At 61.0% G+C, this 13,191-nt stretch carries 10 protein-coding genes; 8 read left to right on the top strand and 2 right to left on the bottom strand.

The genetic code is table 11. The annotated features are described in order from the left end of the window. Positions 1-105 precede the first annotated feature (105 nt). Positions 106-2,478, top strand: a complete 2,373-nt coding sequence (locus AC13C8_RS17055) for an ATP-dependent helicase (RefSeq protein WP_091429364.1) — start codon at positions 106-108, stop codon at positions 2,476-2,478. A gap of 9 nt (positions 2,479-2,487) precedes the next feature. On the opposite strand, the gene AC13C8_RS17050 is transcribed toward AC13C8_RS17055, so the two are convergent. After that, positions 2,488-3,753, bottom strand: coding sequence for a SulP family inorganic anion transporter (locus tag AC13C8_RS17050; RefSeq protein WP_482848505.1), 1,266 nt, complete (start codon positions 3,751-3,753; stop codon positions 2,488-2,490). 441 nt (positions 3,754-4,194) lie between these two features. Next, positions 4,195-4,410 (bottom strand): DUF1127 domain-containing protein, encoded by a 216-nt coding sequence (locus tag AC13C8_RS17045; protein WP_482848504.1) that lies wholly within the window; start codon positions 4,408-4,410, stop codon positions 4,195-4,197. A 465-nt stretch (positions 4,411-4,875) separates the two neighbouring features. On the opposite strand from AC13C8_RS17045, the gene AC13C8_RS17040 reads away from it, so the two are divergent. From AC13C8_RS17040 to AC13C8_RS17010, 7 genes are all read left to right on the top strand, one after another. Further along, the gene (locus AC13C8_RS17040; protein ID WP_091429369.1) at positions 4,876-5,952 is read left to right on the top strand and encodes an Mrp/NBP35 family ATP-binding protein; all 1,077 of its coding nucleotides are present in this window, start codon (positions 4,876-4,878) and stop codon (positions 5,950-5,952) included. Positions 5,953-6,613: 661 nt separating this feature from the next. Next, positions 6,614-7,129 carry a division/cell wall cluster transcriptional repressor MraZ gene (mraZ, locus tag AC13C8_RS17035; protein ID WP_091429371.1) on the top strand — a complete coding sequence of 172 codons (516 nt, stop codon included), beginning with the start codon at positions 6,614-6,616 and terminating at the stop codon, positions 7,127-7,129. A gap of 4 nt (positions 7,130-7,133) precedes the next feature. Continuing rightward, on the top strand, positions 7,134-8,129 hold the full coding sequence (rsmH, locus tag AC13C8_RS17030; protein WP_482848641.1) for a 16S rRNA (cytosine(1402)-N(4))-methyltransferase RsmH: 996 nt from the start codon (positions 7,134-7,136) through the stop codon (positions 8,127-8,129). Next, complete coding sequence (gene ftsL, locus AC13C8_RS17025; RefSeq protein WP_091429375.1) at positions 8,129-8,470, top strand: cell division protein FtsL; 342 nt, start codon at positions 8,129-8,131, stop codon at positions 8,468-8,470. Before rsmH ends, ftsL begins: the two co-directional genes overlap by 1 nt. Further along, entirely contained in the window at positions 8,467-10,263 is a 1,797-nt protein-coding gene (locus AC13C8_RS17020; RefSeq protein ID WP_091429377.1) for a peptidoglycan D,D-transpeptidase FtsI family protein, read from the top strand. The genes ftsL and AC13C8_RS17020 overlap by 4 nt, the downstream gene beginning before the upstream one ends. Positions 10,264-10,283: 20 nt before the next feature. Continuing rightward, positions 10,284-11,774: a UDP-N-acetylmuramoyl-L-alanyl-D-glutamate--2,6-diaminopimelate ligase gene (locus AC13C8_RS17015; RefSeq protein WP_482848503.1), complete on the top strand. Its 1,491-nt coding sequence runs from the start codon at positions 10,284-10,286 to the stop codon at positions 11,772-11,774. Then, positions 11,771-13,186: a UDP-N-acetylmuramoyl-tripeptide--D-alanyl-D-alanine ligase gene (locus AC13C8_RS17010; protein WP_482848502.1), complete on the top strand. Its 1,416-nt coding sequence runs from the start codon at positions 11,771-11,773 to the stop codon at positions 13,184-13,186. Before AC13C8_RS17015 ends, AC13C8_RS17010 begins: the two co-directional genes overlap by 4 nt. The last annotated feature ends 5 nt before the right edge of the window (positions 13,187-13,191 follow it).

Raw genomic sequence — 13,191 nt, 5'->3', positions numbered from 1 at the left:
TAAGGGGGCGGAGAATTTCGGCCCGCAGGCGACAATCGGTTTGCGCGCAAAGAACATTCGTGGAACACTCTTCCCACCCGCATCCCCCGTTGATAAAGAGCGACCATGAGTGATTTCAGCGAAGACGACGCCTTTGGGGCCGCCGCCCGCCCCAGCCTGTCGCAACAGGCGATGGCAGCGCGTCCGATGCCTTACCTTGACGGGCTGAACCCGGCGCAGCGCGAAGCGGTCGAGGCGTTGAACGGTCCGGTGCTGATGCTGGCGGGGGCGGGCACCGGCAAGACGAAAGCTCTGACCACGCGGATTGCGCATCTTCTGAACACCGGGCAGGCGCGGACGAACGAGATCCTCGCCGTGACCTTTACCAACAAGGCTGCGCGCGAGATGAAAGAGCGTGTCGCCGGCCTGTTGGGCCAGACGGTCGAAGGGATGCCATGGATGGGCACGTTCCATTCGATTTGCGTGAAGTTGTTGCGTCGTCATGCCGAGCTTGTGGGGCTGAAAACAAACTTCACCATTCTGGACACGGATGACCAGATCAGGCTGATGAAACAGCTGATTGCCGCCAACAATATCGACGAAAAACGCTGGCCCGCGCGGCTGCTCGCGGGCGTGATCGACAACTGGAAAAACCGCGCATGGACGCCCGAGGTGCTGCCCGCGAGTGAGGCCAACGCGTTCAACGGTCGCGGCCCTGAGCTTTATGCGCAATATCAGGCGCGGCTGAAAACCCTCAACGCCTGCGACTTCGGCGACCTGCTGTTGCACATGGTCACGATATTCCAGAAACACGACGATATATTAACCAAGTACCAAAGCTGGTTTCGCTACATCCTCGTCGACGAATACCAAGATACCAACGTCGCCCAATATCTCTGGCTGCGCCTGCTGGCGGCGGGGCATAAAAACATCTGCTGTGTGGGCGATGATGACCAGTCGATTTATGGCTGGCGCGGGGCCGAAGTGGGCAATATCCTGCGGTTTGAAAAGGACTTTCCCGGCGCGAAGGTGGTCCGGCTGGAACAAAACTACCGCTCGACCGCGCACATCCTTGCCGCTGCGTCCGGTGTGATCGCGGGCAACCAAGATCGGTTGGGAAAAGAGCTTTGGACGGACGCCGAGGGTGGCGAGAAGGTCCGCCTGATCGGCCATTGGGACGGCGACGAAGAAGCGCGCTGGGTCGGGGAAGAAATCGAGGCGCTGCAATCGGGCACGCGGGGCAGGGCACCCATGTCGCTGGACGATATGGCCATCCTCGTCCGTGCCTCCCACCAGATGCGCGCGTTCGAGGATCGGTTCCTGACCATCGGTCTGCCCTACCGCGTCATCGGCGGCCCGCGCTTCTACGAACGCTTGGAAATCCGCGACGCGATGGCCTATTTCCGGCTGGCGGTATCCCAAGACGACGATCTTGCGTTTGAACGCATCGTCAACACCCCGCGCCGGGGGCTGGGCGACAAGGCGGTGCAGACCATTCAGGGTTTGGCGCGGCAAAACGGCGTGTCGCTGGTCGAAGGCGCGCGGATTGCGGTCGAAAGCGGCGCGATCAAGGGCAAGGGCGGCAAGGGTTTGGCCGAACTGGTCGCGGGCCTTGATCGTTGGTATGCTCAGTTGCGCGCCGAGGAAGACACCCATGTCGAAATGGCCGAGGTGATCTTGGAAGAATCCGGCTATACCGAGATGTGGCTGAACGACAAAACGCCCGAGGCACCGGGGCGGCTGGAAAACCTCAAGGAACTGGTCAAGGCGTTGGAAAGCTTCGAAAACCTGCAAGGGTTCTTGGAGCATATCAGCCTGATCATGGACAATGACACCGACGACGCCGAAGAAAAAGTGACCATCATGACCCTGCACGGCGCGAAGGGGCTGGAGTTTCCTGCCGTCTTCCTGCCGGGGTGGGAGGATGGGCTGTTCCCGTCCCAACGCTCGATGGATGAAAGCGGGCTGAAGGGCCTCGAAGAAGAACGCCGTCTGGCCTATGTGGGCATCACACGGGCCGAGGAGATTTGCACAATCTCGTTTGCCGCCAATCGCCGCGTTTACGGCCAGTGGCAGTCGCAACTCCCCTCGCGCTTTGTCGACGAATTGCCCGCGGATCATGTCGAGGTGCTGACGGCGCCAGGCCTTTACGGCGGCGGTTATGGTGGCATGGCCGGGGATTTCGGCGGCAATTCACCGTTGGAAGACCGCGCCAGCCGGGCGGACGCTTATAACTCGCCGGGGTGGAAGCGGATGCAGGCGCAGGGCGCGCTGCGTGCCAAGCCAAGCCCCAACGAATCGCGCGGGCTGGTGATTGATGCAACGGCCGTCTCGTCCTTCACGCAGGGTGATCGGGTGTTTCACACCAAGTTCGGCTATGGCACGGTGATGGGCATCGAAGGCGACAAGCTGGATATCGAATTTGACAAGGCGGGCGCGAAAAAGGTCGTGTCGAAGTTCATCGTGCCGGCGGCGCAAGCGGGCGACGTGCCGTTTTAAGGCTGCGCGTCAACGGTCCGGCGGGGTCCAGTCCTTCTCGGGTTCGGCGCCATGGCGGCGCAGGCGCAGCGCCAACCCGACCGAGACACCGACGCCGATGGCGATCGTCAGGTCCGCAAACACCGTCAGCACCAGTGTCAGCAAAAGCAGCACACGGTCCGACACCCGCCCCTGCATGTAGCCGCGCCATTTCTGCGGCTCGCTCATGTTCCAGGCGGTCAGGATCAACAGCCCCGCCAAGGCAGGCATCGCAAGATATCCGGCAAGAGGGGCTGCCAGCAGCATGACCAAAAGAATGGTCAGTGCGTGTATGATCCCCGCAACTGGTGTCTTGCCGCCCGCGCGCACATTGGTTGCCGTGCGCGCAATCGCCCCGGTGGCGGGTAGACCGGCAAACAGGGCAGACCCAATATTGGCAAAGCCTTGTGCCAGGATCTCGGCGTTAGGGCGATGTTTTCCGCCGATCATGCGATCCGCGACCATTGCTGACAGAAGCGATTCAATGCTTGCCAAAAAGGCGATGACGATAGCCGAAGGCAGCAGTTCAGTGATCCGCGCAAGGTTGATTTGGGGCAAGGATGGAAGTGGTAAAGTGCCGGGTAACGGGCCAAACCGCGAAAAGATCGTGTCGACAGGCAACGCGGCAAATGCGACGGCAGCCGACGTTAATCCCACCGCAACAATCAGACCTGGAAATCTGGGGGCCAGTCGCCGCAGAAAGACGATCAAAGCCATCGTCACCAGTCCGATCGTGAGTGCATGGAAGCTTAGCGTGTCGCGAGCGGTCCAAAGCGTGCTGATCTTCGCGAAGAACTCAGCCGGCACCTCGGCGATAGACAGGCCGAACAGGTCTTTGATTTGACTGGTGGCGATGATGATACCGATGCCAATCGTGAAGCCGTTGATGACGGGCTCGGGCACATAGGCTGCCAGACTGCCCGCTCGCAGATAGCCTGCGACTACCATAATCGCTCCGGCCATAAGTGTCGCCAGAACCAGCCCGTCATATCCGTGATCGGCGATGATGCTATAGACAACGACGATGAACGCACCGGTTGGGCCGCCAATCTGAACCCGACTACCTCCGAGAAGCGAAATCAGAAACCCCGCAACAATTGCGGTGACAAGCCCTTTCTCCGGCCCTGCGCCGGACGCGATCGCAATGGCAAGGCTTAGCGGCAAGGCGACCATGGCAACGGTTACACCTGCAATCAGGTCGCTTGCGAATTGGTCGCGATCATAGTCGCGCAGCGTCGTTAGGATTTTGGGTTTCATGGAACGAGCTATCCCGTCTTGCGCCCGAAAATCAATCGACAAAATTGCAGGCCCGGTATGCCGGGCAGGCGTCTGCGGATCGTGCGAAGTACGGTGTGCCAAAAAAAAACGGTGACGCCCGGGAGGAGGTGGGCGCCACCGTTTCTATGTGAAGCGGGGCTCTGGGAGGAGGTAGAGACCCGACGTCATGTGGTTCAGGGTCTGGGAGGAGGTAGACCCGTCACCGTATCGGCTTAACCCCGGGAGGAGGTGGGGCAAACCGGATCTTGGGGGTGCGGTGGTGCCAGGGAGGAGGACGGCGCCACCGCGACCCGCGGACCTTCAAGGGAGGAGGAAGAAGGTCCGAAACTTTTTTGATTGTGCGGCGGAACCGGGGAGGAGGTCGGTCCCGCCGCCAATCGAAGCCACTACCTGGGAGGAGGTAGGCGGTGGCCAGGAAACCTATTGGTCGTTAACCGCCATGCGGGCCAGGAAGCGGATCGACGCACGGCTAATGCCCAGGTCGTTCAGTTCGCGGTCGCTCAGAGCGTTCAGTTCGCGCACAGTTTCACGATATTGGGCGCGCTGATGCATTTGCTCTTTCCAAACGGTGATCCGGGCTGCCAGACGATCAGCGATGCTGACAGGGGCAGAAAGAATTTCAGTTGCGTATGTCATATTCTCACTCACTTACATCTTTTCCGCAGAACCCTGCGGTGCGGGGCGGCAATGCCGCTGTTGTCTCTGTTGGCGCTCACATTGTCGCCTTGACCCCAAGATGGGCACAATGCTGCAGATGCACAATACCCCGCGTTCGCAAACCCGATATGCGGCGAGTGCATACATAAAAATGACATAATATTAATCGGTTGCTGACATTTTGTGCGCTGACGCAGGGTAAATTGCTGCGGCGCAGAAGGCGGGGGTTGATGTTAACTTAAGGTCAATTTGTGTGGTGCATATTTATTGCCCGATATGCTCAGATCCAAGGCTTGATGACTGCGGCAAGTATGACGACGCACCCAGTGCATGAGGCGACTCACCGCAGGTCTGAGGCCACGTGACCGCCCGCTTTCAGTAGGTATGCCCCTTGCACCTGCCCACAAAGCTGCCAAGTAATGTGCGAAGCTGAAGGAGGCACGAATGTCGGATATGCGCGAAAAGATCATGGGCACCTTGTCCACCGTTGCTCTGCCGGATGGTGGGGATCTGGCATCGCGTGACATGGTGCGTGCGCTGAGCGTTGATGGCGGGGCGGTCAGTTTCGTCATTGAAGCGCCGACCCCCGAACAGGCCGCCGGTATGGAAGCCCAGCGACGCGCTGCCGAAACCGCCGTTGCGGCCTTGGATGGGGTCGAGCGGGTCTCGGTTATCCTGACAGCGCATGGCCCGGCCAAAGCCGCCCCGCAGCCGCCCAATCTGAAGATCGGCGGCCATCCGAAGCCGCAGGCCGGGCCGCTGCCTGTGCCGGGCGTGGCCAACATAATCGCCATCGCGTCTGGTAAGGGGGGGGTCGGAAAATCGACGCTCAGTTCGAACCTTGCCGTGGCGTTGGCGCGTCAGGGCCGCAAGGTCGGGCTGCTGGATGCTGACATTCTGGGACCAAGCCAGCCGCGCATGATGGGCACCAACCAACGTCCATCATCGCCTGATGGCGAGTTGTTGATCCCGGTCGAGGCGCACGGCGTCAAGATGATGTCCATCGGCCTGATGCTGAAATCCGACCGCGAAGCCGTGGTCTGGCGCGGTCCCATGCTGATGGGTGCGCTGCAACAGTTGATGTTTCAGGTCGATTGGGCGCCGTTGGATGTGCTGATCATCGACCTGCCACCGGGAACGGGCGATGTGCAACTGACGCTTGCGCAGAAATCGCAGTTGACCGGCGCGATCATCGTGTCGACCCCGCAGGACGTGGCGCTTCTGGATGCGCGCAAGGCGATTGACATGTTTGACAAGGTCAAGGTTCCAATCCTGGGGCTGGTCGAAAACATGTCCACCTATGTCTGCCCCAATTGCGGGCACGAGGCGCATCTGTTTGGCCATGGTGGCGTCCGCGACGAAGCCGCCGAACTGGGCGCGCCGTTCCTTGGTGAAATCCCCTTGTCCCTGGATGTGCGTCTTGCAGGCGACAGCGGCACACCTGCTGCGGCCGGGGCGGGGCCGGTGGCCGAAGCCTATGCCACGCTGGCCCGTGATTTGGTGGCGCGCGGGATCGCGTAAGCGTTTTGACCTCTCGGGAACGGCCTGTGGGAAACCATGGGCCGTTATGATTCCGGCGCGCCGCGCGCTGCATGGGAAACCATGGGTAAGCGGCGAAAAACTGCCGAATCAACGCGGATCACCCCCCGACTTTATCACTCAGGCGTGGACCCGCAGTGGTTGGTTTGTCAGGGCAGCGCCATCATTTGAATGATTTTCCGGGAAATTGTGGGATTTTTTTATGCTGCGCATGCAGCACCAGATTTAGTGGTCTTATATCCATTATATCACTAGGTGTCGCGCTAAATGCTCAAGAATACACGCTACATATTGTTTTTTGCACCTTCGGAAAACAACATCTGGCCCGTTCTTCCCATAAAAACCTGTTGCGTCCCACGATTTCCCAAGCTATCCCTAAATGCAAGATGAGGACGGGACATAAGAGGCAGCAAGACCTCGTGACACTCCCAAGTCAGGTTTCATACAGGCACCCGCTTCATCGTAACGAAAGAGATCCGGCGCGATCGCGAGCAGACATCCCCCCAGGTGGCGCGCGCAGCTGGACACCCGGAAACGGGACAGGCGGCGGATTGGGCAGTGGCAGCAGCTCAATCCGCCGTTTCTATTCCAGCCCTACATTTTCAGGGCGCAGCGATGCTGGGACAGTGAAGGAGCCGCGCAAGTGGCACGCAGGTTCAGAGGTGAAAGCCACCACAAGGTGGACGCGAAGGGCAGGGTTTCGATCCCGGCCCTGTTTCGCCGTGTACTTGAAGCTGGCGACCCGGACTGGACCGAAGGTCTGAACCCCAATCTTGTTATTGTCTATGGCGACAAGCGCCGTAATTTCCTTGAATGCTATACAATCGAAGCGATTGACGACGTCGACCGGCAGATCGCTGATCTGCCGCGCGGCTCGGTCGAACGCCGCGCGCTTGAGCGCATGTTCAACGGCCAATCGCTGCCGACAACGGTCGATGAGACCGGCCGACTGGTGCTGCCCGCAAAGCTGCGCGCGAAAATCGGTCTTGAGAACGAAGCATTTTTCATCGCCACCGGCGACACGTTCCAGATCTGGAAGCCCGAGACATACGAAAACGTTGAAATGGCCAAGGCCGAAGCGTGGCTGGACAGCCAGCCCGAGGATTTCGACCCGCTTACCTTGCTCAGCAGCGGATCCGCGTCAGGCAGGGATGGATGATATGATCGATCCGGCTGCCACCGAGAAACGTCCCCACATTCCAGTCTTGTTGCGGCCGCTTTTAGATGCGGTCGCACCTGTTTCTGGCGATTGGGCAGACGGCACGTTCGGGGCGGGGGGCTATACCCGTGGATTGTTGGATGCCGGGGCCGATTGGGTTTGTGGCATCGACCGCGATCCGATGGTGTTTGACATGGCTGCCGATTGGGCCGCTGACTATGGTGACAGGCTTGCGCTGCGCGAAGGCACATTCTCGGACATGGACGAACTGGCGGGCCGCCCCTTGGACGGCGTCGTTCTGGACCTTGGCGTCAGCTCGATGCAGCTGGATCTGGCGGATCGCGGGTTTTCCTTCATGCGCGACGGACCGTTGGACATGCGGATGAGCCAATCCGGCCCCACTGCCGCCGATATCGTCAATCAGGCCGACGAAGAGGCGCTGGCTGATATCCTGTATCATTACGGCGAAGAACGCGCCTCGCGTCGGATTGCGCGGGCCATTGTCAGAGCACGCACCGAGGCACGGTTCGAAACCACTCTGCAATTGGCCAGCGTGGTGGAAAAATGTCTGCCCCGCTCGAAACCTGGCCAAAGCCACCCGGCCACGAGGTCGTTTCAGGCGATCCGCATCGCGGTGAATGATGAGTTCGGGCAACTGATCGAGGGCTTGGAAGCCGCCGAGCGCGCGTTGAAGCCCGGTGGCAAGCTGGCGGTCGTCACCTTCCATTCGATGGAGGACCGCGTTGTGAAGCGGTTTTTGCAGGCGCGCGCGTCCGAAGGGGGCGGCGGATCACGTTATGCCCCGCAAGAGGTCGCAGAAGTGCCACGCTTCAAGCTGACCCCGCGCAAAGCCATAGCGCCGGATGCAGACGAGCTCGCCGTAAACCCTCGCGCCCGGTCGTCACGCCTGCGCGTGGCCACCCGTACCGACGCCCCTGCCGGTCCGTCCGACCGGCGCAAACTTGGCCTTCCACCCCTTGTTTTCAAGGATAGATCATAATGCGCAGCTTGCTTTACATCACATCCGCCCTGGTCGTCATGGCGCTGGCCTATTGGGCCTACTCGGAAAACTACAAGACGCAAGCGTCGCTTGACCGGGTCGAAGAGTTGCAGCACGAAATCGGGCAGATGCAGGAACAATTGGCCGTGTTGCGCGCTGAATGGGCCTATCTGAACCGCCCCGACCGGCTGCGTGATCTGGCCGAACTGAATTATGATCGTCTCGGATTGTTGCCACTGGCACCTGAGCAGTTTGGCCGGGTCGACCAGGTGGTCTATCCCGATGAGGATTTGCCGGAAATCACCGAAACCTTCGATGTCTTTGGGGAGATCGAACAATGACCCGTGTCCCCCTGCGACCGCTCGCCCGTATTCTTGACGCCCGTGCCAAGGGCGAAAATCCGGATGCAATCGAACACGAGAATCTGCGCCACCGGCATGAAGAAATCCGCGACCGATCGCGTTTGCGTTCGGAAGGGCGGCTCTTGGTTCTGGCGGGGCTGTTTCTGTGTGCGTTTTTGGTTGTCGGCGGGCGGATGGCGGTGCTGTCTTCGACCGAACCGCGCGAGCCGCGCGCCCAGGCGCCGGGGTCTGCGATTGCGACCGCTCGTGCCGATATTGTTGACCGGCAGGGTCGTATTCTGGCCACCAACCTTGTGACCCATGCGCTGTATGCCCAGCCGCCCTTGATGGTTGATCCGTTGCGCGCGGCGGACGAACTGGTGAAAATATTTCCCGATCTGAAACGCGAACGTCTGATAAAAGATTTTACCGGCGCGCGTAAGTTCCTGTGGATCAAGAAAAAACTTAGCCCTGAACAGAAGCAGGCTGTGTTCGATATCGGCGAGCCAGGCCTGTTGTTCGGTCCACGCGAGATGCGCCTTTATCCCAATGGCAAGCTGGCAGCGCATGTGTTGGGCGGGGCCAGCTTCGGGCGCGAAGGTGTCAGCGCCGCCGAGGTGATCGGTGTGGCGGGCGTGGAAAAGCAATTCGACGACTATCTGCGCGACCCTGCCAATGGCGACAAGCCGCTGGAACTGGCGATTGATCTGACCATCCAAAGCGCCGTTGAGCGTGTTCTCTATGGTGGCATGAAGCTGATGAATGCCAAGGGCGCGGCCGCGATCCTGATGGATGTGCATACGGGCGAAGTGGTGTCCGTGGTCTCATTGCCCGATTTCGATCCCAACAAGCGGCCACGTGTTCTGACCAAGGGCGATCAGTCCGACAGCCCGCTGTTCAACCGCGCCGTGCAGGGGGTCTATGAACTTGGGTCAACGTTCAAGATTTTTACCGCGATTCAGGCGATGGACCTAGGGCTGGTGAACGCCAACACCATCATCGATACCGACATCCCGATGAAGATCGCAGGCTACCGGATTGGCGAGTTCAGAAACAAGAACTATGGCAAACTAAGCGTGTCGGACATCATCGTAAAATCTTCCAACCGGGGCACCGGGCGGATGGCGCTGGAGATCGGCCCGGAGCGTCAGCAGGAGTTCCTGCGCACCCTTGGCATGTTCGACCGCACCCCGTTCGAGATTGTCGAGGCGCATGGCTCGAAGCCGCTTGTGCCGAAGAACTGGGGCAAGCTCAGCTCGGTCACGATTTCCTATGGGCACGGGTTGTCCTCGACCCCGATGCATTTGGCAGCGGGCTACGCAGCGATTGCCAATGGCGGGTTCGCGGTGAAACCCACCGTGCTGAAACAAGATCGCATCGCGCGGGGACCACGGATCATATCGGCAGCGTCTGCCGCAGCGGCGCGTGACATGTTGCGCAAGGTTGTCACCGAAGGCACCGCCACGTTCGGGGAAGTGCAGGGTTACAAAGTGGCAGGCAAGACCGGCACCGCCGACAAACCGCGCCCACAAGGTGGCTATTATGACGACAAGGTGATTAACACTTTTGCCAGCATGTTCCCGGCGGACAATCCGAAATATGTTCTGGTGGTCACATTGGACGAACCGGTTGAAACGTCGGGGCCGAAACCGCGCCGCACGGCAGGATGGACCTCGGTGCCGGTGGCATCCGAGATCATCCGCAGGATCGCCCCGCTTCTGGGTTTGAAGCCTGAACCGGAACCCATCGTTGAATCCCTTGCGGCAGCTGGGGTAACACTCACCTCGAACTGATCTGGATGGGCAGAACACATATGGGCGCTGAAACAAAGACCAAATCCCTTGCGGAACTGGGGCTGAGCGCCCGAGGCGGCATCGAGGCGCAGATCACCGGCCTGTCGGTGGACAGCCGCGAAGTTAAGCCCGGACATCTGTTTGCCGCCCTGCCCGGGACGAAAGTCCATGGGGGTGAGTTCATTCAATATGCCCTGCGCATGAAAGCCGCCGCCATCCTGACGGATCCGGAAGGCGCGCGGATCGCCAAAGCCGAACTGGAGGCCTCTGACGCGGCCCTGGTCGTCACCGAAGACCCGCGTATGGCGCTGGCCTATGCTGCTGCACTTTGGTTCGGAGCACAGCCCGAATACATGGTCGCGGCCACCGGCACCAACGGCAAGACCTCGGTCGCCAACTTCACGCGGCAAATCTGGACCCTGCTGGGGATCAGGGCCGCCAATCTGGGCACCACCGGGGTCGAGGGCGCCTTTGCCGCCCCGCTGGCCCACACCACGCCCGAGCCAATCACCCTGCACAAGGTGCTGGCCGAGATGGCTGGCGCAGGCGTGACCCATGCTGCGATGGAGGCGTCCAGCCACGGATTGGCGCAACGGCGGCTGGATGGGGTGCGCCTGACCGCGGCGGCATTCACGAATTTCACACAAGACCATCTGGATTACCACGAAACCTTCGAAGAATACTTTGCCTCAAAGGCTGGACTATTCGCCCGCGTGCTGCCCGAAGGCGGAACGGCGGTGGTCAATATGGATGATCCCAAGGGGGAACAGATTGCCACCATCGCCGAAGCGCGCGGCCAACACCTGATCCGCGTGGGGCAGGGCGATGACAACGATCTGCGCATCAAGGCGCGCCGATTCGATGCCACCGGGCAAGAGGTGATGTTCATCTGGAACGGCGCGGCCCGCACGGAGCGGTTGAAACTGATCGGCGGGTTTCAGGCGGAAAACGTGCTGGCTGCCGCCGGGCTGGCCATCGGTTGCGGGGCCGAGCCCACCCATGTGTTCGACACGCTCAGCGAACTGGAAACCGTGCGCGGGCGGATGCAATTGGCTGCCACTCGTGACAATGGTGCCGCCGTGTTCGTGGATTACGCCCACACGCCCGATGCCCTGAAAACCGCACTGCGCGCCATGCGCCCGCATGTGTTGGGACGGCTGGTGGTGGTGTTCGGAGCGGGCGGCGACCGCGACACCTCGAAACGCGTCTTGATGGGGCAGGCAGCGGCAGAAAACGCCGATGTGGTGTTCGTGACCGATGACAATCCCCGCAGCGAAGACCCCTCCGCGATCCGCGCCATGGTGATGGGGGGCTGCCCCGAGGCCGTGAATGTCGGCGACCGGGCCGAAGCAATCCTGCGCGGTGTCGATGCGCTTGGCCCCGGTGATGCGCTGTTGATTGCGGGCAAAGGGCATGAGACCGGCCAGACGATTGGTGATGACGTGTTGCCGTTTGACGATGCCGAACAGGCCTCGGTCGCGGTGGCTGCGCTTGACGGGCACATGGCATGACCCTGTGGCGTGCGGAAGATGCCGCGAATGCGACAGGCGGGAAGGCGCGGGGAAACTGGTTGGTCGATGGCGTGTCGATTGACACGCGCACCCTTCAACCGGGCGACCTGTTCGTTGCGCTGAAAGACGTGCGTGACGGGCATGACTTCGTGGCGCAGGCCCTGGAAAAAGGCGCAGGCGCAGCCATGATCAGCCGCATCTCCGATGGTGTTGCCCCAGACGCGCCCTTGTTGATCGTCCACGACGTGCTGGCCGCGTTGGTGGCGCTGGGCCGTGCCGGTCGCGCACGAACAGATGCGCGCGTGGTGGCGGTGACTGGATCGGTTGGCAAGACCTCGACCAAGGAAATGCTGCGTGCGGTCTTGTCCGCACAGGGTCGCACTCATGCTGCCGAAGCAAGCTATAACAACCATTGGGGTGTGCCGTTGACCTTGGCGCGGATGCCCAAGGATACCGAGTTCGCGGTGATTGAAATCGGCATGAACCACCCCGGCGAAATCGGCCCGTTGTCGCGCTTGACACGGCCCCATGTGGCCATGGTCACAACCGTTGCCGCAGCCCATCTTGAAGCCTTCGACGACCTGCCCGGCATCGCGCGCGAAAAAGGCGCGATCTTCGAGGGGTTGGAGCCGGGCGGTATCGCTGTCATAAACGGCGATCTCGATACCACGCCGGTTCTGGCAAAGGCCGCAAAGGGATTTCAGACCGAGAGTTTCGGCGAGGGCGCGGCGAACGACCACCGGCTGACCCATGTCTCGCTGACCCCGGACGCCACGATTTGCAAAGCGTTGATCGCGGGCGAGGAGCAGGTGTTCAAAATCGCCTCACCCGGGCGGCATTTCGCGATGAATGCGCTGGGCGCGCTCGTCGCGGCGCGGGCTTTAAGGGCAGACACGACGCTGGCAGCGCGGGCGATGATCCAATGGCAGCCCCCCACTGGGCGCGGCACGCGGGAAGAGATCACGCTGGATGCCCCAGAGGGGCTGACCGTGACGCTGATCGACGACGCGTTCAACGCCAACCCCACTTCGATGGCAGCGGCACTGGAGGTGTTGGGCGCGATGCAACCCCTAGATGGCGTGGGGCGCATCCAGAAAGGCCGCCGGATCGCCATTCTGGGCGACATGCTGGAACTCGGCCCGGACGAGGTTGCCTTGCACGCAGACCTGGCCGATCTGCCCTTTATGTCGGCCATCGATCAGGTGCATTGCGTGGGACCGCGGATGCGGGCGCTTTGGGCGCGGCTGGACGGTGATCAGCAGGGGCTTTGGGTCGACACCGCCGCCGAGATGTCAACACAGGTGCGCCGGTTGATCGACGCGGGTGATGTTGTGCTGGTGAAAGGATCGAAAGGCTCTTTGGTGTCTCAAACTGTTGACGCGATCCGCAAAATGGGTCAATCGCTTCGTTAATTCCA

This window comes from Aliiroseovarius sp. B-4, from assembly GCF_056857795.1.
This window is presented reverse-complemented; position numbering and strand designations above follow the sequence as displayed.